General features: G+C 45.4%; 22 protein-coding genes. 11 read left to right on the plus strand and 11 right to left on the minus strand.

Translation table 11 applies throughout. The features are described from left to right. Positions 1-355 precede the first annotated feature (355 nt). Together ACF8OV_RS22960 and ppiC are read right to left on the minus strand one after the other, a co-directional pair. The gene (locus tag ACF8OV_RS22960) at positions 356-1,813 is read right to left on the minus strand and encodes a DUF3360 domain-containing protein (protein WP_017447905.1); all 1,458 of its coding nucleotides are present in this window, start codon (positions 1,811-1,813) and stop codon (positions 356-358) included. A gap of 536 nt (positions 1,814-2,349) precedes the next feature. After that, positions 2,350-2,628: a peptidylprolyl isomerase PpiC gene (ppiC, locus tag ACF8OV_RS22965; protein ID WP_005375342.1), complete on the minus strand. Its 279-nt coding sequence runs from the start codon at positions 2,626-2,628 to the stop codon at positions 2,350-2,352. Positions 2,629-2,893: 265 nt separating this feature from the next. On the opposite strand from ppiC, the gene ACF8OV_RS22970 reads away from it, so the two are divergent. Next, positions 2,894-3,808 (plus strand): chemotaxis protein, encoded by a 915-nt coding sequence (locus ACF8OV_RS22970; protein WP_005457535.1) that lies wholly within the window; start codon positions 2,894-2,896, stop codon positions 3,806-3,808. Positions 3,809-3,948: 140 nt separating this feature from the next. On the opposite strand, the gene ACF8OV_RS22975 is transcribed toward ACF8OV_RS22970, so the two are convergent. The 4 genes from ACF8OV_RS22975 to hutW all read right to left on the minus strand — a co-directional run bounded on the left by ACF8OV_RS22975 (position 3,949) and on the right by hutW (position 7,117). Then, positions 3,949-4,485, minus strand: coding sequence for an ATP:cob(I)alamin adenosyltransferase (locus tag ACF8OV_RS22975; protein ID WP_005498230.1), 537 nt, complete (start codon positions 4,483-4,485; stop codon positions 3,949-3,951). Positions 4,486-4,560: 75 nt separating this feature from the next. Continuing rightward, complete coding sequence (gene hutZ, locus ACF8OV_RS22980; RefSeq protein WP_005488117.1) at positions 4,561-5,091, minus strand: heme utilization protein HutZ; 531 nt, start codon at positions 5,089-5,091, stop codon at positions 4,561-4,563. Between the two features lie 118 nt (positions 5,092-5,209). After that, the gene (gene hutX / locus ACF8OV_RS22985; protein WP_024701454.1) at positions 5,210-5,713 is read right to left on the minus strand and encodes a heme utilization cystosolic carrier protein HutX; all 504 of its coding nucleotides are present in this window, start codon (positions 5,711-5,713) and stop codon (positions 5,210-5,212) included. A 33-nt stretch (positions 5,714-5,746) separates the two neighbouring features. Further along, positions 5,747-7,117 carry a heme anaerobic degradation radical SAM methyltransferase ChuW/HutW gene (gene hutW, locus ACF8OV_RS22990; RefSeq protein WP_203504181.1) on the minus strand — a complete coding sequence of 457 codons (1,371 nt, stop codon included), beginning with the start codon at positions 7,115-7,117 and terminating at the stop codon, positions 5,747-5,749. Positions 7,118-7,279: 162 nt separating this feature from the next. On the opposite strand from hutW, the gene ACF8OV_RS22995 reads away from it, so the two are divergent. From ACF8OV_RS22995 to ACF8OV_RS23020, 6 genes are read left to right on the plus strand one after another with little or no spacing between them, the layout of a single operon-like run. Next, positions 7,280-8,023 (plus strand): energy transducer TonB, encoded by a 744-nt coding sequence (locus ACF8OV_RS22995; protein WP_017447908.1) that lies wholly within the window; start codon positions 7,280-7,282, stop codon positions 8,021-8,023. Next, the gene (locus ACF8OV_RS23000) at positions 8,023-8,721 is read left to right on the plus strand and encodes a MotA/TolQ/ExbB proton channel family protein (RefSeq protein ID WP_005488176.1); all 699 of its coding nucleotides are present in this window, start codon (positions 8,023-8,025) and stop codon (positions 8,719-8,721) included. Before ACF8OV_RS22995 ends, ACF8OV_RS23000 begins: the two co-directional genes overlap by 1 nt. Continuing rightward, the gene (locus tag ACF8OV_RS23005) at positions 8,718-9,131 is read left to right on the plus strand and encodes a biopolymer transporter ExbD (RefSeq protein ID WP_005454456.1); all 414 of its coding nucleotides are present in this window, start codon (positions 8,718-8,720) and stop codon (positions 9,129-9,131) included. The genes ACF8OV_RS23000 and ACF8OV_RS23005 overlap by 4 nt, the downstream gene beginning before the upstream one ends. Positions 9,132-9,158: 27 nt before the next feature. Further along, positions 9,159-10,028 carry a hemin ABC transporter substrate-binding protein gene (locus ACF8OV_RS23010; protein ID WP_140339738.1) on the plus strand — a complete coding sequence of 290 codons (870 nt, stop codon included), beginning with the start codon at positions 9,159-9,161 and terminating at the stop codon, positions 10,026-10,028. A gap of 9 nt (positions 10,029-10,037) precedes the next feature. Further along, positions 10,038-11,075 (plus strand): iron ABC transporter permease, encoded by a 1,038-nt coding sequence (locus ACF8OV_RS23015; RefSeq protein ID WP_005488163.1) that lies wholly within the window; start codon positions 10,038-10,040, stop codon positions 11,073-11,075. After that, on the plus strand, positions 11,075-11,857 hold the full coding sequence (locus ACF8OV_RS23020) for a heme ABC transporter ATP-binding protein (protein ID WP_029809865.1): 783 nt from the start codon (positions 11,075-11,077) through the stop codon (positions 11,855-11,857). Before ACF8OV_RS23015 ends, ACF8OV_RS23020 begins: the two co-directional genes overlap by 1 nt. Before the next feature lie 143 nt (positions 11,858-12,000). Here the strand turns inward: ACF8OV_RS23020 and ACF8OV_RS23025 are convergent, their stop codons facing one another. Continuing rightward, a complete protein-coding gene (locus tag ACF8OV_RS23025; protein ID WP_005481342.1) occupies positions 12,001-12,462 on the minus strand; it encodes a TetR/AcrR family transcriptional regulator in 462 nt (153 codons plus the stop codon). A 525-nt stretch (positions 12,463-12,987) separates the two neighbouring features. Between ACF8OV_RS23025 and ACF8OV_RS23030 the strand changes: the two genes are divergently transcribed. Then, complete coding sequence (locus ACF8OV_RS23030) at positions 12,988-13,287, plus strand: YfcZ/YiiS family protein (RefSeq protein ID WP_005488152.1); 300 nt, start codon at positions 12,988-12,990, stop codon at positions 13,285-13,287. A gap of 44 nt (positions 13,288-13,331) precedes the next feature. Here ACF8OV_RS23030 and ACF8OV_RS23035 read toward each other — a convergent pair whose 3' ends face one another. After that, positions 13,332-13,604, minus strand: a complete 273-nt coding sequence (locus ACF8OV_RS23035) for a YnjH family protein (protein ID WP_005498191.1) — start codon at positions 13,602-13,604, stop codon at positions 13,332-13,334. A 208-nt stretch (positions 13,605-13,812) separates the two neighbouring features. On the opposite strand from ACF8OV_RS23035, the gene ACF8OV_RS23040 reads away from it, so the two are divergent. Beyond that, on the plus strand, positions 13,813-14,412 hold the full coding sequence (locus ACF8OV_RS23040) for a hypothetical protein (RefSeq protein WP_020834986.1): 600 nt from the start codon (positions 13,813-13,815) through the stop codon (positions 14,410-14,412). Between the two features lie 111 nt (positions 14,413-14,523). Here the strand turns inward: ACF8OV_RS23040 and ACF8OV_RS23045 are convergent, their stop codons facing one another. Continuing rightward, positions 14,524-15,633, minus strand: coding sequence for a 1-acyl-sn-glycerol-3-phosphate acyltransferase (locus ACF8OV_RS23045; RefSeq protein ID WP_005480805.1), 1,110 nt, complete (start codon positions 15,631-15,633; stop codon positions 14,524-14,526). Between the two features lie 192 nt (positions 15,634-15,825). Between ACF8OV_RS23045 and ACF8OV_RS23050 the strand changes: the two genes are divergently transcribed. Then, positions 15,826-16,434 carry an AraC family transcriptional regulator gene (locus ACF8OV_RS23050; protein ID WP_005464285.1) on the plus strand — a complete coding sequence of 203 codons (609 nt, stop codon included), beginning with the start codon at positions 15,826-15,828 and terminating at the stop codon, positions 16,432-16,434. A 162-nt stretch (positions 16,435-16,596) separates the two neighbouring features. Here the strand turns inward: ACF8OV_RS23050 and ACF8OV_RS23055 are convergent, their stop codons facing one another. Next, the gene (locus tag ACF8OV_RS23055; RefSeq protein WP_005480810.1) at positions 16,597-17,079 is read right to left on the minus strand and encodes a hypothetical protein; all 483 of its coding nucleotides are present in this window, start codon (positions 17,077-17,079) and stop codon (positions 16,597-16,599) included. Between the two features lie 13 nt (positions 17,080-17,092). After that, positions 17,093-17,626 (minus strand): nicotinate-nicotinamide nucleotide adenylyltransferase, encoded by a 534-nt coding sequence (locus ACF8OV_RS23060; RefSeq protein WP_089203168.1) that lies wholly within the window; start codon positions 17,624-17,626, stop codon positions 17,093-17,095. Between the two features lie 222 nt (positions 17,627-17,848). On the opposite strand from ACF8OV_RS23060, the gene nadE reads away from it, so the two are divergent. After that, positions 17,849-18,679, plus strand: coding sequence for an ammonia-dependent NAD(+) synthetase (nadE, locus tag ACF8OV_RS23065; RefSeq protein WP_005480808.1), 831 nt, complete (start codon positions 17,849-17,851; stop codon positions 18,677-18,679). Positions 18,680-18,759: the final 80 nt, after the last annotated feature.

Genomic DNA, 18,759 nt, shown 5'->3' on the forward strand with positions numbered 1-18,759 from the left:
CATACCCTCAGACAGGTAATTGCTAATTAATCATTTTTAATTAGCAATTACGAAGTGAGTTGCATTCCTTTCAGATGAATTTTATTGGGGAAAATTTGGAACTAGAAGAGCAAGCGATTTATGAGCGAAAATGACAATAGGGCATAAACCAGTTACATCAACTTCAAGTCACCAATTCCAAATGACTAGGGCGCTGAAGTGAAAATTGGCTTCCCCCTCTTTATCGAGTTTAACTCAGCACTAAAGAAGTGAACCAATAATCTTATCTAATATCCGATGGACTTTGGACAAGAGTAGAGTGGGAAAGAGAGAAGGCATAGATAGTTACCATCTATGCCTTTAGAACGAGCGTCTATTAGCTAATTAGAGCGGGAATACCCGGAAGCTGACCAACGACAGCAAGGGAACCTGCGCAAATGATAAAGGCTACGCCAGGGATCAGGTATTTATCTTTACCTGATAGTTCGTTAGCGCGCTCATGGTCACCGATAAGTCCGAGGTTATCCAACAGCATAGTTATTGCCCAGCCGAACACTGGGTTAACGAATGCACAAGCAAAAATACAGATACCTGCACTGAGTGAATCTTTATGCTTATGGATCATCTGCATACCCGCTTCAAGAAGTGGTAAGAACACGCCGACAATTAACGCAACGCGTAACACAGGCTCCCACATCGCGAGATCCATTGGGTAACCAATTACCGCGGCAGCAATACACATTAAGCCAGTTAACAGCGCGCCACCAGGAATTGGACGTTTGGCAATTGCGGCTGGAATCATGTACGTACCCCAAGAAGAAGCTAGGTTGCCGCCACCTAATAGTGAACCAACCCCCTGACGAATAGACGCACCGACCATCGTATCGTCGACATCCATTAGTACGCCTTTCGCTTCTTTTGGGTAGTTAAGTTCTTGAAAAACTCGATGCCCAAGGTAGTCAGGAGACCACATAGCGACGGCTAATAGAGCAAATGGCGTAACAGCAATAAAGTGCTCTAACGTTGGCCAACCTAGTTGCCAGCCGGTATCTTCACCCCACCAGTAGAATGGACTGAAATTAGGCAGGCCCGGCTCCGTGGTAAAAGCAAACTCAGCACCCATCGCGTAAGCGACAATACCAGCTAGCGCAGAACACAGTGGGATAGCCAACCAACGTTTGTTGATTTTGGCTAAGTAGGCATAAACCATAACCGTTAGACCAATGACCACAAACGAGATGTAACCTTGGTCGGTACTTGCAGCCCACGCTTCTGTCTTATTGATTTGTCCGATCAATCCTACTGCGCCAAGGTAGATCAGCAACCCACCTCTAACCCCAATGCCAGTCAGGGTCATGAGTTTTGATCCGCCTTTAGTAAAAGCGAGAATTAAACCAAACGCACAGACCATCAAACCGAGAGCCAGAGGATGCCCGCCTGCGGCGGCAATCATAGGAATCAGCGGTATCATTGGGCCATGAGTACCGGCTAAGTTTGCGTTGGGGTTTAGGATGGCGGAAAACAGGATAACGAACAGAGCACCTGCGATAAGCAGTTCGTAACGCACGTTTTCTGCAACGAACTCCGGAGATAAACCAAACTGAGCGGCAAAGGCCGCAACCATGGCGGTCACCATAACCACTTTGCCTATGGTGGCGGCTAACGCTGGTACCCAATCTTCGATTTCAATACTGTAATCACGCGATGGCAAATGAATACCCCAGCGACGAAAGCTCATAACGGTTAAATCATGGTTTAGAAAGTCTTCTCGGCTTTCAAATTCATGTGGTTTCTTGCGCACATCCCTGTAAAAAGTCTTACTTGAGTCAGACATTGAGTTATCCTTTTTTACGTTTCAAAGCTGAACCATCTCAACTAGAGTTTCGCGAGGTACACAAACCTCGACCAATACGAGACCACACCCTAGCTGCTATCGAGCACCTTTATTGATTTGCACTTATTAAGCATGTGTTGCTACCGGTAGGAATATTAGACATTAGTAAAAGAGCAATAAAACTCTCACTTATTAAACATTAATTTAACAATGCGTTAGTGTGCGTTGATCTTGTATGAGTTGTTTTCTCAAGTTAAGTCAAAGGGAGAACGGTCGTCGCTCCAACTTATATTTGTTAAAGACTAAGTTTTTGGGGAACGTAAGGGTTGCTATTGAGATACGTTGTCTATTTGCAGTCAGCTTGAAGCCATTAGAAATAATGGTGTGAAAGGAATTAATTAGAGTTTCTGACTCTGAATGATTTTGGGCAAGAATAAATGAATCATGGCAAGCCAATTCGTGCTTACCATGATTTCTGCTCGTATGTACTGGCGTTCGAGAAACTCGAAAGTCAGCTCATGAGCTCTGGGTAGAGGCTATGTTCTGTAGAGAACCTTGACCACATGCCAGCCAAATTTTGTTTTGACCAAGTGCGGAGTTAACACTTCACCAGAAAAACAAACTTTGTCGAATTGAGGCACCATTTGACCGCGACGGAACTCACCGAGGTCACCACCACGTTTGCCAGACGGGCAAGTTGAATATTTTTTCGCTAGTGTTTGGAATTTAGCGCCTTTTTTCAGTTGCTTGATGATGTCTTCAGCTTGTTCTTTGTGCTTAACAAGAATGTGCAATGCGGCTGCTGTGTTTGCCATGTGTTTATCTCTCACTATTCTGGTGGCGCAAGTTTACCGAATACACCGGTTTGCGCCAAACATTTCTCCACCTTACCCATTTTAGGCCATGGCTTGCCCCCAAAACACTTGGCTAGATGATGAAAACCTGTGCAACGCGGGTAATATTGACCTCGATTTATAAAGAGATTGCTTAAAAAGCTCACATTTACTTCCTATACGGTTGAAGCTGTCGCTTTATAAGATATGATTAGACACAAATCGGTGGCATTTATAAGGTTATTTCATGGCAAAAGTCGTTAGTAAGGCGAATCAATCTCAGGGTATGTTGATGTTTAAGCTCACCCTGCAACAAAACTTCGCAATAGGGACACTTAAAGTTCGTGAAATTGTACCCTACATGCCAACCACAAAAATCCCGTATTCCCATCACCATGTGATTGGTACGGTGACCATTCGTGATCTCACCGTTCCTGTTATCGACATGTCAGCTGCGGTTGGCTTTCGTCCAATTACGCAAGAAGAATACAAAAACTGCTACCTCATCGTGACCGACTGTTTACGCACTGTGGTTGCGTTTATGGTTCGTAGCATAGAGAAGATCATCGAATGTGATTGGAAAGCCATTGAAACGCCACCAGCAAGTGCTGGAAAAAACATCTTCGTAACGGGTATCACTCGCTATGGCGATCAAACAGTTCAAATGCTCGATGTCGAGCTGCTGCTTTCTAAAATTTATCCGCAGTATGAAAACGCGAATATCCCGATGTTGACGGACGTAGAGCGTGAACGCCTCAAAGCACTGAATATCTTGTTGGTGGATGACTCATCAATTGCGCGTAAGCAATTAAGTGACGCGCTAGATAGCATCAATATCTCCTATCAAATTTGTAAAAATGGCTCAGATGCACTGCAGTTGATGAAAAATGAGGCAGAAGCGAACCGCCCAATAGATATTCTGGTCAGTGATATTGAAATGCCGGGGTTGGATGGTTACGAGTTAGCGTTTGAAGTGCAAAATGACTCAGCTCTTAATCACTCGTACCGCATTCTGCATACTTCACTGTCGAGTGAGATTTGTGTCGATAGAGCGCATCAAGTTGGCGCTCACGAAGCGTTAGAAAAGTTTAATGCTGGTGAGCTCATCGAAGCTATGCTCCGCGGGGCAAAAGAGCTAGAAGCCAATGCCATGGCTTCTTAACGTTTAACTGAACATAATATGTGGCTTTGTGTTCACTCGAATTCGTTATCACTTTGTCGGCATTTCAACGATTTATCGCTGACTATTGATGACACTGCGACGCTTAAGGCACGTGTACTAAAGCGACTTGTTTACAGCGTTTACTTCTTTGGCATAGCATAGCTGCGAGACACAAACTCAGTTTCTTCCACTTGGTAAACATGATTAATGTAAGAAGCCAAGCTGTAAATGACATTGGCCATTAAGTTGGCGTAACGGAACAGAATCGGCGCTGGTTGCTTTTTCCCAGCATGCTCTATCGCGACAAGTGCTCGAACGGTTTTCTTTGCTTGGCAGCGGCATAAATGCAGTTGACTAGACGTAGTATGGCCACCCGGCAGCACAAAACCTTTAAAACCACCGTCTATGCGCGCTTTTATGGCCTCATAGTCTGCTTTAAGCTCTTCAACTTCCGATTCTGTAATCGCTAACTTGCCACGCACCGAACCATTGAGATGGTAAACATTAGGCTGAAGGCGCGTGAGAATATCTCGACTGAAGTCGTCCAATTCCATCGACAGCACCAACCCAATCCGGCTGCACAACTCGTCTGCGGTGATCTCGAAATCGCACACAGGGCTGTCTTCGTAAATAAAGGGATAACAGATCTCGCTCAATTCCTTGCTTACAGGTCTCATGCTGTTGTTCCAATGTAAAAAAGGGAGCCAGTATAACCTAACTCCCTCTTAGTAATCATAAAAACGACGTCCGCATTAGGCGTTTTCGATTTTCTTGTGGCCTTCTTGTAGATGCACAAAATCAACCAAGTCATCGCCTGAGACTTGATACGCTTGACCGAACCCTTTTACGAACAAACCTTTCTCAGCTTTTAGGTTGAACAGTACAAAGTCTTCAAGCTGACTTAGACCGTCGATGATGTCACCGAAACGCGCTTTCATCTGACCAACGACCAATTGCCACATTTCAGTATCACGCTCAACAACCGTTGCTACCGCATCAAACGTCAGACGCTTACGTGCGAAAAGCTGTTTAGATGAATCTTCATCTTCGATCATCATCAGTGAAACGTTTGGATTTTCTAGCAGATTTCGAGCATGGCGAGCAATCTGAGAGATCAAAACGAAGTAACCTTCCTGATTCTGAACATAAGGCGCGTAACTTACGTTCGGACGGCCTTCGCTGTCTACCGTTGCAAGCTGTAAAGTACGGCGCTCCTGACGAAATTCCTTTATCTCTGGCCCTAGACGGCCTTGCAAACGCTCTTGTTTAACTTGTTGATCCATATTGATACCTGACTTTATTTCTATTTATTTGTCCCGAATTCTAGTTCGGTTATGTATGTTCGTGGTCGCGACTTCTCACACCCTTGAATGTAAAAGCCGCGACGACTGGCTGTCTTTGTTACTGATTTAGCTCAGCTTGCATGGCACGAAACGCCGTTACCTGCTCAGCAATAAGTTCGCGTTTTTCATCACGCCCTAAGTACACTTTGAAGATATTGCTGCCGCATTCAGAGAAAAAGCCAAAGTAGTGACTTTCACGTCCCATAAACGGTTTACTGACCAGCGCGATATTTTTCACGTTATCCAATTTGAGGTGACCATGCAGCTCACCTTCTCGCCCCATTAGGTTGTAATAACCACGCGCAACTTTGCCTTTCGGAAAAGGCGCTTTCACCTCGAAAATGGAGCCAAAGGAGTGTACGATCGTCGTCACTGGGCCAAAGCCAACTAGGCTTTCAAGGATTGTTTGCGCTTGTTCGCCCGGAGCAATCGCAACCATCTCTTGTGGCAGTGCAGCGACAACATCAAATTCTGTCACACCTAAACGCTCTGCCATTGCGGCAGGCAGAAGTTGAGGTTCTTGTTCCAATAGAACTTCTACCTGTTGCTTGATTGATTCCATTTTGTTTTCCATCTTTTCTTCAATTTGTCTTCATTAATTATTGGATACTTTTGGCACGCTTTCGTTCATCTCTGATGTCAGTACCTGAATACAGGCTTGCGCTAACGAAACGGCCCAAAAACTGCCCGCTAAAGTAAGCACTAAGCTTTGCTCTTGAAGCTCAACTAAGCCTTTGTCTTGCCATACTTTAAACAGCGGCATGAGAAAATCGAACGTATCGCTACCCATAAACATCGGCAGTTTACTTGCCTGAACAATGCCTCGGTCAAACCCGGATTTTAGCGCTGCAAATAATGGCTCTAATGGGCTGTGCTTCATCATCATCGCAATCGTACTTTGCCCTTCATTCACCGCTTTGATGTAGGTGTCTAAAGTGCGGTGCAGCATCATCCCGTAGCCGCCAATGTTGCCACCAGCACCGCATCCAATCGGTAACACTTCTGCGTACGTCTTGGCTAAGCTGTTGTATAGGCTACGCTCACGGTTATCGACGGCCCAGTGGTTCACGCTCAACTGCTTCATGTGGTGCTTCGCCATAAAGTTCACACCCAGCTCATACATGCCCGCTTTCTCTGGCGTCGTCGCTGGTGGGGGGATCTTGCCTTTTTCAACGAGATTGAGCATTGGCGCGGTTCCACCCACGACCAACTGATACAAATCCAAGCCATGCGCGCCTGTCGACATAAAATCGTTAAGATCTTGTTCAAGTATTTCTTTGGTTTGATAAGGCAAGCCGTACAACAAGTCGATGATGACTGGGATTTTGTCTTCCTTCGCCAGTTCCGAAACGCGTTTAAGTACGTCTTCTCTATCATCAAGACGCTTTGCACTGCGACGAACTTGAGTGTTGAAGCTCTGCACACCAAAAGAGAAGCGATTAAAGCCGCCATCTAACGCACCTTGATACAACTCATCGGAAAAACGATTGATGCGCCCTTCTAAAGTAATTTCGCAATCAGACGCGAGAGGGAAATAATCATGAATGGCCTGCCCCAGCACGCGAACTTGTTCGGGAGAAAGATCGGTCGGCGTTCCACCACCAATGTAAACCGCATGGAAGATGCCGCTTTGCGTCCAAGGCAGTGCCGCTTTCTCCTTCAACTCCTGCATTAAGGCAGCGAAGTACTCATCGACAAGTTTGCGACTGGCCGCATTCTGAAAGAAGTTACAAAAAGTGCAGCGAACACGGCAAAATGGTACGTGAATGTACAAACAGCGTTTGTTGTTTCTCACGTTTTGGTCAGAAGTAATGCTCGACAAAACCCCTGCTTGTTGAGGTGGCGGTACTGGCACATTCGCTCCGCCAGCATGAGCCGAGTGCTTCTTCACAAAAGCAAATCTCAGGGGGTCAGGGCTATCGCTGCCCAGAACTGATTCGTCAAATTTATCAATATCGACGCTCATATATACTCACTTAAACCCCACCACATAAGGGATAGAGGCTAATCTCAAAAAAACTGCAAGGATCATAATTTGACCGTAATGATAATGCAATTGATAATTGATCTTATTTCGATTGTAAGTAATAATCGCCTCAAGTTTTCATAGTACTACCGAGAATAACCCGTGAACGTACAAAGATATGTCATTGCAGGAGGCGCCTCTCTCGTCATTCATGCCGCACTTCTTTTTGTCTCGCAAGAGAACAAAGTGTTCGCAATGCCTGCTGGAAACCCAGCAAGCTCGGTAAGCCTCAACCTTGTATCTGCACCACCACCAACGCTCGAAAAGCCCACACCAGAGAATGTGGTACCACCAAAAGAGCCACAGCCTCAAAAACAACCTGAGCCTGAAAAGAAGGTCGTTAAGAAGCAGGTTGTCAAAAAAGAGGCGGTGAAGAAAAAGGTGGTCGAGAAAAAGCCAGAGCCAATTAAGCAACCTAAAAAAGTGGAACCAACCCAAACGGTTGCCAAGCAAGAAACTCAGCCCAAAGCCGAACCGAAGAAAAAAATTGAACCGGTGAAGAAAGATACGGTTACTCAGCAAACTGCATCAGCGAGCCAATCCAAAGGGGCAACGTCTCAGCCTATTTTGGTCGACAAACCAACGTTTGTGAGTCAACCAACGCAGCCCCGCTATCCAAGGTCTGCGCAAAGACGCGGTATCGAAGGCGCAGCCTTGTATGAGGTATGGCTCGATGAAAATGGCAACCAAATCAAACATGTTTTGCTTGAATCATCTGGCACCGAGTCGCTGGATGCCTCAGCACTGCGAGCCATTAAACAATGGCAATTTACACCACATATTTTAGGCGGGCTAAAAGTGGCTCACCGAGTACAAATACCAGTTCGTTTTAAGTTGGAAGGATAATGGAACAGCTACAAGAATTACAAACTCAGTTCGGTCTTATGACATGGCCTTTGATCATTTGCTCGGCACTCACCGTCATGATCATTGCTGAACGACTCTTCCAAGTATTCATCAGTCTTGGCGTTGGCAAAAGTGCCATTCGTCAACATTTGGCTAGTCTAGACCCAACCAACAGCCGAGATATTGAAGCGCTGGCCGATGAGTTGTCGGGCAAGCGTCCCTTGCTTTATCGCGGTGTAGCAATGCTATTGGCTCACCACTCATTCGCTAAATCGCTGCGTGAAGACGCGGCGGGCATGTGGCTGCAAGAAAAGCGTCATCAACTGCATTCTGGTCTTCGCCTTCTGACGTTGATCGGCGTGATCAGCCCGCTAATTGGTCTTCTCGGCACAGTATTGGGATTGATTGAGATGTTTAAAGGCATCGCGGTTTCAACTGGGAACATTACACCTAACGATTTGGCTGACGGCTTGGGTTTAGCCATGCGGACAACGGCCGCAGGCTTGATCATCGCCCTACCTGCTATTTCTGGCGCACAAATCATCGGTTTGTGGGCTGACCGCGTACTCGCCAAACTTGAGCATACTCTCAACTACGTGAATTTGTGGCTTGAAGGCATTTCCCTGCAGCACGTGTCTCCAGAAAAAACAAAAACAACGGTAAGTGTCACCAAAACGGCTGAGGCAAAAGCTTCATGATCAAAGTACCACAAGACAATAACCGCAACGGCTTAACACCAGATTTAACACCGCTGTTAGACATCATTTTTATTGTGATGGTTTTCTTGATGCTTACCGCCGCAGTCAAACTCGATTCATTAGATGTCGCGCTGCCAAGCACCGACTCTCAGGCCGTTGCTGAGGTCGATAAGCAGTCGATTACCGTTAATATCCTCAAGGATGAGCCTTATTGGGCGATCAACGGACAAACGTACATCGATTGGGAAAACTTCACTCTCGCGCTGCTAGAAGAGAGTAAATCAACCGATAAACCTATTGTGATTGGTGCAGAAAAAACAGCCAATATTCAATCACTTGTTCAGCTTCTTGGCTTTTTGCAAGAAAACGGAATTCAGGCGACTCAATTGCTCACTGAAGAGTCGCCATAACAAGAACATAAAACTGAGAACATTTTCATGAAGAACACATTATCACCAGTGCGCACTGCGTTGACTGCTGCCGCTCTGTTACTTGCAAGCACGAACCTTTTTGCCAACAACGCCCCAAACTCAGAACGCATCGTCAGTGCGGGCAGCGCCGTTACCGAACTATTACTTGCGCTCGATGCGAAAGACAGCTTGGTCGCCGTTGATGTAACCAGTACTTTGCCGCAAGGCATGGAGTTACCCGACGTTGGGTATCATCGCCGACTTTCAGCAGAGGGCTTGTTGGCACTGAGCCCAACCAAGTTAATTGGCTCTGATGAGATGGGACCAACTACCACCTTAAATCAACTAAAGTCGGCAGGTGTGGATGTCGAGATAGTCAATACAGAAGCCAACGTTAACGGGCTTTTGCATCGTATCGACCAGATTGCAACGATCATGAACCGTGAGTATCAAGCAACAAACTTGAAGCAAGAGGTAAAAACGCAAGTCGAATCTTTGCAAGCGAATCAGCCTGCACCTTCTGCTAAAAAGAAAGTGCTGTTTTTGCTTATTCACGAAGGTCGCCCAGCCAATGTTGCAGGCTTGGATACCACGCCAGACGCCATCATCGCGTTAGCAGGCGGTGATAATCCTGCGGCGAAAAAACTGACCTCTTACAAACCACTGTCAACCGAAGCGATGGTAGAGATGCAACCCGATGTCATTTTAGTTAGTGGCCGCAGCTATGAGACCATGGGCGGTGCAGACGCTATTTTAAAGGCGATGCCGTTACTTGCAGCAACACCAGCAGGCCAGACAAAGAACATCATCACCATTGATGGACACGCTTTGGTTGGCGGTTTGGGACTAAAAAGCCTGTCAGAGGCTAAACGTCTCAATACCTTGCTTTACCCATAGAGATTTTCGATGCTGTTACGACGTATTCCTTTATCAACCACGCTGATTACGCTGTCTGGATTTTTAGCGTTTATCGCCATCGCTTCTATAACCGTCGGCCCGATGAACATTAGTTTCACAGACAGTCTGCGCGGCTTAATTGGCGCGCATTCAGAGCTGGCACCACACATTCAACTCGTTATCAATGAGATACGCCTACCTCGTACGATTTTGTGTATGTTCATCGGCGCAATCCTCGCCATTTGTGGGGTGGTCATGCAAGGGCTTTTCCGAAACCCATTGGCAGAACCCGGCATTATCGGGGTTTCTGCTGGTGCGGCGTTGGGCGGCGCTTTTGCCATCGTCGTTTTTGCTGAGTTTAGCCAAAACCATCCTCAACTCATGAACTTAGCAGCGTTGCCATTATTTGCTTTTCTGGGCGGTGCTCTGACAACGGTGCTGGTGTACTGGCTCGGTACGAATAAGTTTGGTACGTCCGTCACGATCATGCTGCTCGCTGGCGTGGCGATCAGTGCACTTTCAGGTGCCGCGATCGGCTTTCTCAACTTTTCTGCGGATGACCAAATGCTGCGCGATTTAACGTTGTGGTCGATGGGTTCGCTTGCGGGCGCAAACTGGGCGGGCATTGGCTTAGCTTCTGTGACTCTCGTGGTGTTACTTTTCTGGTTTCACAAAAAAGCCATGTCTTTAAACGCATTATTGCTTGGTGAATCAGAAGCTCGCCACTTGGGCGTTCCGGTACAAAAATTGAAGCGTCAGCTCATTCTGCTTTCCGCCGTAGGCGTTGGTGTCACAGTTAGTATCTGCGGGGCAATCGGCTTTATCGGTTTGGTTATCCCACATCTCGGACGCATGCTAGCAGGCCCTGATCATCGCACACTGTTACCTATTTCGGCGTTGTTGGGAGCTTTATTGCTGACCTGTGCAGACATGATCGCGCGAGTGTTATTGGCACCAGCCGAATTACCTGTCGGAATCGTAACTGCGCTCATCGGTGCGCCATTTTTCATTTACTTACTGTTCCAGCAAAGAGGGAAGATTCTGTAATGAATCACGTGGTTTTATCTGGCCGGAATATTTCAATGAATTACGGCCATCGAGTAGTACTAGATGACATCAGCATCGATATTCGTGCCGGCGAAGTGACGGCGTTATTGGGGCCAAACGGCGCGGGGAAAAGTACACTGCTTAAACTTTTGTGTGGTGAGATTCCATCACACAACGAGATTGACTATTTTGGCGAGCCTAAAGAAGCCTGGAAACCTGAAGACATAGCAAAGCACCTCGCCATGCTGCCACAGCACAGCACGCTCACTTTTCCATTTTTGGCACGAGAGGTGGTCGAACTCGGTGCGATCCCTTTGTCGCTTTCAAACAAAGAAACGACTGAGCTTGCCCTACACTACATGCAAAAAACCGATGTTCTGCACTTAGCGGAAAGCTTGTACCCTGCCCTCTCAGGCGGAGAGAAGCAACGTTTGCACTTGGCTCGAGTGCTAACGCAACTGCATCAATCTGGTGACAAAAAGATTCTGATGTTGGACGAGCCTACGTCGGCACTGGATCTCGCCCACCAGCACAACACGCTTAAAATTGCTCGTGAGGCGGCAAAAGCGCAGAACGCTGCGGTGGTTGTCGTATTGCATGACTTGAACTTAGCCTCACAATACGCAGACCGACTGGTGTTGCTCCACAACGGCAAACTTGTATGCGATGACAACCCTTGGCAGGCTCTAACGCCCGAACGTATTGAACAAGTTTATGGGTATCGCTCTATCGTGACAAAACACCCGACTCTGGACTTTCCTCAAGTGCACGCTGCGGCATAGCTTAAAGAGGCGCAGAGCCTCTTTAAGAAGCGATGTAAGAGCGCTTTCGAGCACTAGCCAGCTTTGTCACTCACTTGTTTAAATTTCCCCTCAGAAACGCAAAAGCCCCGCTAATAATTAGCGGGGCTTTTTGTAATTTGCGATTATTTGCTCATTTGAATCAGCGAGCGTCCAATCAACCATTCCAGTTCTTTATCTCCACCTGAGCCAAACTGGCTTTCTACCATCTTGTACAGACGATCAATACCATTTGCTGCAAATTCGTGAGCGCTTTCAGACGTAACAATGTGATGGAATAGTAGTCGTAAAATCGCTAAGAATTCAGAGTCTTCTAAAGCTTTAATCCAGCTCTGTGAAAACGCATCTAAACCTTTTTCGAACTCTAGATGTTCGATAAACATTTTAAAGATACGACCATCTAGTGCTGCGGTGAAGTCCGTTTTCTTAGGAAAATGGTGGCTAATACCTGTACGCGATACACCTGTCTGCTGACTCAACGTCGTGTACGACATTTTGTCGTAACCAAGTCTTAGCAATTGATCAACAACGGCATCCATGATCTTCTGGATAGTGATTTCGGTATCTTCTTTACTACGCTTTGGCATACTTTAAGCTCTTCTCTTTGTAAATCCATCTAACTCACAATTAAATGAGGCCAGAATGAAATCATCCTCAGCATTATGTACTGTGCTTTCCTAACGTAACGTTAGGCCCTCAATCATAACGAAATTGCACTGCGTAACGTGCAATTTACGGTGATATTTGTGTCAATACACGTCGCTTAAAATCAGGCGAAAAGTGAATTGCATCAAAACCTTGCGCCAAATTATTCATTGAAACTATTCAAAGACCAAGAATGATAATTATGTAGAAATAATCAATCAAGAAATAGTCTTATAAATTTACCCCTAGTTCAACTGGCCTGACCCAAATCTCGTTAGTATGTTGGTTAATTGCTCTTAAATGTTGATACATATCACATTAACGTTATTGTTGACTTACTCACCCAATCGTTAACCGGCAATTAACAAAACAACATACTGTTGTATTTTTATACGAAACTGCTCATTTTTGTAGATACAGATCAAATACCTGCTAGAATACCCTTAGTTTTTACAAGAGGATTCGTTATGAGTGTCGAATTAGAAGAAAGCCAAGTATGTGAAGCTTGTGGCTGTGCTGGTGAGATTGGTTTCATCATCAAAGAAGGCGACGAGGTTGCTGACGTAACGATTTTCGCAGAGACTAAAGATGCATTAGAGTCTGAGTTAGCGAAATACATCGAACTAGCTAAATCAGTCTGCGCTGGCGTTGAATACAATGTGTCAGAGCTGACAGAAGAATCTAAAGAGCTAACCGCTCGATTCAAGTTTGAAGTAAGTGCAGAAAAGCTTATTTTTGAACTGAAAACTCGCTCTCTAGCGCGTTAATTCAATTTAAAGCGAGCAACGAGCTCGCTTTATTCTTATCTAAATCACTTCTTTTGCTTCAACACGACCCACTTTAACGACCCATTGGTTTCGTAGTCATTTTCATCAGAGCACACCAAAAGCACATCATCGACTTTGATTACCGCACCAGCGGTATAGGCTTTATCTTCGTAGTAACAAATTCGCTGGCCTATTTTACCATCAGCAACCACCAAAGCCTTTGACTCCGGCGTGCTGTAAGATTTGGCAAAAACTGAACCAGACAATAGCGCGACCATGGCGCTCAGAGTAAAAATAGAAACTCTTTTAAACTTCATGAATATCCCCTTATGCCCGAACAATACTAGCAAGGAAGTATTTCAGGTTCTTGGCAGAATCTCATATTCTAGCAATTTGTTCTTACTTCTAATTCTCAGATATTCCTCCACGTCGTTACAAACAACGGCGAGTTAGGCTCAGGCCGATATAGCCGTCACTGACTCTTTAGGTTATGCTTTTATCGTTTTTTATTGGAAAGTAATCGTTATGCGTTTCATCCCTTTCGCCCTCGCGTTAATTACATTTAGCTCGTCTCCTAGTGCTTACGAGCTCGATTACTATTCCAAATTTGGCCACATCGACAACTATGGCAATCTAGATCTTCGAAACAAGCCATACACTGAACTCCCATCTGGCTTGGTCATAAAAGGGAACGTGGACATTTCCCAAACGCCAATTACTCAGCTGCCTAAGGGCTTAGACGTTGGTGGTAGCTTAGACGCGAAAAATAGCGCCCTGAAAACAATCAAGTCGGGCGTAAAAATCAAAGGTTACGCTAACTTACTTGGTAGTAAGATTGAAAGCTGGCCCAAAGGGGTAAAGCTGGGAGGGTATTTGAACCTGACCGATACTCCGTTAAAAACACTTCCGGCAAAACTTCGAGTAAAAGGTGATTTGAGTGTGATCCGAACGCCACTGAAAGCGCTGCCAGAAGGATTGGTGGTCGATGGCAACCTCTACATTGGTGGTTCGGCCCTGACCGAGTTTCCCGACACAATGACGGTAAAAGGCAACATCTTTTTGGGTGGCAATAAGATAACCAAGTGGCCAAAGAATCTGACCTTAGGTGGCGCAGTCGCGCGTTAATTGGATAGACAAAAAGAGATACGCAAAGACAAAAACACCTCGTTCAATACGAGGTGTTTTTCATTGGATTAGTTGGATGCGCCTAAATCATTTGGGCAGCATACGCAGCGACTAATCTTGGTTATTTACTGGGTTAGCGTAGCTCGCAACAAGATACGGTCTTGCGCCTTCTGGTAGCTGTTCTAGCTTATCAGCAAGCTGACGTTTCACCGCTTCTGTGATAATGCTTGAATCTTCACGACCTGCAGCGAGCAAGTTGATCGGATACAACTTATAGTTCTCGTGGATCTGACGGTCGATTTCATTCGCTAGCGATTCAGGCGTTTCAAACTCTTGCTCAATCACATCACCAAATGCCACATGAACACGGCCTTTGTAGCCAACAATACCTTGGATGATGCTTTCGATGTCTTCAAACTCGCCTTTTTCATAACGGCCGTTTTCTGCTTTCTCAAATAGCTCTTTTGCCTTAGCGATGTCACATGGATCGTTCTCGTAAGCAATCGAGACCGGCACAATTTTTAACGAGCGCATGTACTCGCCAAACGCGACCTTTTGCTTGCGACCTTCAACGTGGAACATTTTTAAGATCGCAGGATCTGTAAAGTCGTTACCGTCTTTTGCGCGCCCTTCTTTTTGAGCAATCCAAATAGAGTTACCCGTATCCAGCGAGTGTTTGATGTAGCCAGACAACTGTCCAAGCGCTTTCATCATCTCTCGTGGAGCTTTTGCAGAACGCTTAACAATAAAGCTCTTGTTCAAACGCATCAGCTCTGTCGCACACGGTTTTTTCAGCAAATTATCGCCGATTGCAATACGCACAGTGCGGTGACCACTTTGGTACAAACCGTAGTTAACTAAAGCGGGATCCATTGCGATATCGCGATGGTTAGACACGAATAAGTAGGAGGTGTTTTTATCCAGTTTGTCTAAACCAGAGAACGTGACGCCATCCGTTGTCTTATTCAACGTATCTTGAAGGTATTTTTTCACCTCGATTTGGATCGCTTCTACGGAGTCAAGTTTGCTCCACTTCGCTTTTAGGTAAATGCGAAGGAACGGACTCATGAGCGTTTTGAACCATTTCGCTTTGTTTTCAAAACGGTGATCGAGAATCGCAGTGATAAATTCATCATCTTGGATTAGACGATCCAGCGCTGCTGGAATTTCTTCGTCATTGTAAGGACGAATTTCAATATAAGGATCGGTATTGGCAGTCATTATTCATTACATATCAAAAAAAGCTGGCACATTTTACGCATAGTTTTGCTGTCTCGCAGCATTTCAACCCATACTTTTAACATGGTCATACCAGTTAGGCTACAATTTCTCATGCTAAAAATTACGGTTAGCTGGTTGGAATCGTTTAGGTTTAGCGTTACCCTTAGCGCCCCAAAAACACTGGTGATCATAATGAACTACGCTATTGAATTTCACGACGCTAATTACCCTTTTCTGAACGTTGCCGCGCGTAAAAAATCGCTAAAGCACAGTTTACTGTCTGTCGTAAGCGGATTAGCGATCATCAAATTGGGTAAGCAAGAGTATGCCATTGAACCCGGCCAGTATTTTTGGATTCCTCAAGGATGTTTGAGCTCACTCACTTTTTTACCTAACACTCATGTCCATCGTTGTGATTTTTCTGTGCGTTTGAATGATGCATTTGCTCAACAGGCCGGTTTTATCAAACCATCGATTTTGCTGAAAGCCTTAATTGAAAAGTTGGTGAAGACCGAGACGCGTTCTGATATCCAGTTAGATTTGCTCGCTGTGGTTAAACACGAAGTACTGGCGATTTCACCAAATCTATCAAACTCGGCACTCAGCCAGGCAATCAATCAGTGGAAGCCAGGATGCGAAGCTCGCATTTCGAGAGAGCTTTGTTTGGTGCTTACGCTGCGCGAAGCAAGAAAAATGAAGTTGTCTGGGAAAAAGGAATCTCAAATTGTTGAGCACTTGTTTGCTGGCAACACAGAAGAATACGAACAGCTTTGCTTTTTAGTGTTTGGTGAGGCGCTATAAGTCAGCGGTGTATAGCGTTTTCTCACACGAGACTCACACAAGATCGAAAAGGGCGTACTTTGCGGTACGCCCTTTTCTTATTCTTTGCCTCACGTAGGGTCACATATTTCCCCAAGTAAACCCAAGCACGACACACATCGAACGATTGGTGAAAACGATGAACTAAAATGGCACTTCAATTTGCATCATCCAGTCGGCGTCGTAATACTCGTGCCAACGATAGTCGAAGCGCATTCTTGGCTCACCATCAGCTTTATTACCAAAACCGATGCTGAACATGAGACCATGGCTGCGAAGCCACTCTTCTGTGGTCATTTTGTTTTCTTCTTCACGTAGCTCTTCTGGCATCCAAATACCAAGACCAAAATAGTTTTTGTCTACGTTTTGAGTAAGAAACGGAATGTCTTGCGATTTGATTGCCCACTCTTCCCAGTAGTTTTCTGTTGGTCCTTCTGCTGTCGCTTCAGCAGCATACCAATCTAAGGTATCGGTACTAAGCACACCAACAGTATCAAAAATTTCTTCACAGATGGGCATGGTGTTGTCTTCAAACACCACGGAGCGATCAGAAAGATAGTTACATGCGGAGTTAGCTTGCGTCACCACAAGCAGCGCACATGCACTAAATACGGCTACTCTGACCATGAAAACCGACCTCTTATTTACCAGATAATGTTTCTCTATATAAGCCTTCGTTGAGCAACAGTTCACTGACAGTTGGTGTCGTATAGGTGCTGATATCTTTGCCTTCTATGAGTGCATTGCGGATATCCGTGCTTCTAATTTTAACTTTTTCTGGGCACGCCATGACAGTCCAACGTTCCGTAATTTCTTCCGCCTTATAAAATTTAGCAAATTTGAAGAAATTATCCGGACCAATGACAAAAGTTATATCGGCAGTTGGGTAGATTTCTTGAATTTTTTCTAATAACGCATAGGTCGTCACACTTTGTCCCGGTTGGTACAAAGCTTGCTCTAGGTCAGAGCGCTGAACATTAGAAAACCCCATGTCCTTGATAAAGGCATCAACCAGTTTGCACCGAATTGGGTAATCCAACATATTCTTGCCCCATGCATGTGCAATGCTAGGCTCGAGTAGCACGAGATCGAAGTGGCTCAGAGACTCGATAACGCTCTTGTGACCTAAACTAGGAGGGTTAAATGCGCTACCAAAAATGGCGATTTTTTTCATATCCGGTGATTACCTGGTTGAAGAGAGTTTTCTAATCTGATGAATTCGGTATGATACTACTAATCTTTAGAGCTTTTGACACTAAAGCGACGTTTACGAGCCTTAATTGAATGGTTTATCACCATTTTAGCTCGATAACGACGTCACACTGTTTGATCTTTGGTGAATGACCACTCGAAGCAGTTTTTGTGTCTAAGATATTTGCAGGAAAAGGAACCCTAAATGGAACAATCCATCCGTGATGAAATGCGTGTATTGCCGTCAATTGACCCGCATTTCGAAATTGAACGCCGTATTGCTTTTATTAAGCGTAAGCTACAAGAAGCAGGTTGTAAGTCACTTGTGCTTGGCATCAGTGGCGGTGTTGACTCAACCACGTTAGGTCGCCTTGCCCAACTTGCTGTAGACCAACTTAACGAAGAAACTGGCAGCAACGATTACCAGTTTATCGCAGTACGTCTGCCTTACGGTGAGCAAAAAGACGAAGATGAAGCGCAATTGGCGTTGTCATTCATTAAACCTACGCATTCTATCTCTGTGAACATCAAACAAGGTGTTGATGGTATGCATGCCGCTTCTAATATTGCACTAGAAGGCACAGGGCTAATGCCAGAAGACGCGGCAAAAGTAGACTTTGTAAAAGGTAACGTAAAAGCACGTGCTCGCATGATCGCTCAATACGAGATCGCTGGTTACGTCGGTGGCTTGGTGTTAGGTACTGACCACTCTGCAGAAAACATCACTGGTTTCTACACCAAGTTTGGTGATGGCGCGTGTGACCTTGCCCCTCTATTTGGTTTGAACAAACGTCAAGTGCGCGAAGTAGCCGCAACGTTGGGCGCGCCAGAGGTGTTAGTGAAGAAAGTGCCAACCGCAGACCTAGAAGAACTGGCTCCGCAGAAAGCAGATGAAGATGCACTAAACCTAACTTATGAGCAGATTGACGACTTCTTGGAAGGTAAACCAGTTTCTCAACAAGTTGTCGATCGTTTGGTTTCGATTTACAAAGCAACTCAGCACAAGCGTCAGCCAATCCCAACGATTTACGACTAAGTGATCTTTTTTGCTCGCTTTTAAAACTCCAAACGCTGCTAAAATTAGCAGCGTTTTTTGTTGGTTAGTGACTGCACCTT

This window comes from Vibrio sp. GLN_1 (assembly GCF_043106015.1).
GTDB classification, from domain to species: Bacteria; Pseudomonadota; Gammaproteobacteria; order Enterobacterales; family Vibrionaceae; genus Vibrio; species Vibrio parahaemolyticus.

What these genes read in the sequence shown, in the direction of transcription:
- ACF8OV_RS23015 (WP_005488163.1), top strand. Translation starts at nt 10,038, where the DNA reads ATGCTGTTACGACGTATTCCTTTATCAACCACGCTGATTACGCTGTCT.
- ACF8OV_RS23025 (WP_005481342.1), bottom strand. Translation starts at nt 12,462, where the DNA reads ATGCCAAAGCGTAGTAAAGAAGATACCGAAATCACTATCCAGAAGATC.
- ACF8OV_RS23020 (WP_029809865.1), top strand. Translation starts at nt 11,075, where the DNA reads ATGAATCACGTGGTTTTATCTGGCCGGAATATTTCAATGAATTACGGC.
- ACF8OV_RS23055 (WP_005480810.1), bottom strand. Translation starts at nt 17,079, where the DNA reads ATGGTCAGAGTAGCCGTATTTAGTGCATGTGCGCTGCTTGTGGTGACG.
- ACF8OV_RS23060 (WP_089203168.1), bottom strand. Translation starts at nt 17,626, where the DNA reads ATGAAAAAAATCGCCATTTTTGGTAGCGCATTTAACCCTCCTAGTTTA.
- ACF8OV_RS23050 (WP_005464285.1), top strand. Translation starts at nt 15,826, where the DNA reads ATGAACTACGCTATTGAATTTCACGACGCTAATTACCCTTTTCTGAAC.
- ACF8OV_RS22975 (WP_005498230.1), bottom strand. Translation starts at nt 4,485, where the DNA reads ATGAGACCTGTAAGCAAGGAATTGAGCGAGATCTGTTATCCCTTTATT.
- ACF8OV_RS23010 (WP_140339738.1), top strand. Translation starts at nt 9,159, where the DNA reads ATGAAGAACACATTATCACCAGTGCGCACTGCGTTGACTGCTGCCGCT.
- ACF8OV_RS23045 (WP_005480805.1), bottom strand. Translation starts at nt 15,633, where the DNA reads ATGACTGCCAATACCGATCCTTATATTGAAATTCGTCCTTACAATGAC.
- ACF8OV_RS23000 (WP_005488176.1), top strand. Translation starts at nt 8,023, where the DNA reads ATGGAACAGCTACAAGAATTACAAACTCAGTTCGGTCTTATGACATGG.
- ACF8OV_RS22960 (WP_017447905.1), bottom strand. Translation starts at nt 1,813, where the DNA reads ATGTCTGACTCAAGTAAGACTTTTTACAGGGATGTGCGCAAGAAACCA.
- hutZ (WP_005488117.1), bottom strand. Translation starts at nt 5,091, where the DNA reads ATGGATCAACAAGTTAAACAAGAGCGTTTGCAAGGCCGTCTAGGGCCA.
- ACF8OV_RS23005 (WP_005454456.1), top strand. Translation starts at nt 8,718, where the DNA reads ATGATCAAAGTACCACAAGACAATAACCGCAACGGCTTAACACCAGAT.
- hutW (WP_203504181.1), bottom strand. Translation starts at nt 7,117, where the DNA reads ATGAGCGTCGATATTGATAAATTTGACGAATCAGTTCTGGGCAGCGAT.
- ACF8OV_RS23040 (WP_020834986.1), top strand. Translation starts at nt 13,813, where the DNA reads ATGCGTTTCATCCCTTTCGCCCTCGCGTTAATTACATTTAGCTCGTCT.
- ppiC (WP_005375342.1), bottom strand. Translation starts at nt 2,628, where the DNA reads ATGGCAAACACAGCAGCCGCATTGCACATTCTTGTTAAGCACAAAGAA.
- ACF8OV_RS23035 (WP_005498191.1), bottom strand. Translation starts at nt 13,604, where the DNA reads ATGAAGTTTAAAAGAGTTTCTATTTTTACTCTGAGCGCCATGGTCGCG.
- ACF8OV_RS22970 (WP_005457535.1), top strand. Translation starts at nt 2,894, where the DNA reads ATGGCAAAAGTCGTTAGTAAGGCGAATCAATCTCAGGGTATGTTGATG.
- ACF8OV_RS23030 (WP_005488152.1), top strand. Translation starts at nt 12,988, where the DNA reads ATGAGTGTCGAATTAGAAGAAAGCCAAGTATGTGAAGCTTGTGGCTGT.
- hutX (WP_024701454.1), bottom strand. Translation starts at nt 5,713, where the DNA reads ATGGAATCAATCAAGCAACAGGTAGAAGTTCTATTGGAACAAGAACCT.
- nadE (WP_005480808.1), top strand. Translation starts at nt 17,849, where the DNA reads ATGGAACAATCCATCCGTGATGAAATGCGTGTATTGCCGTCAATTGAC.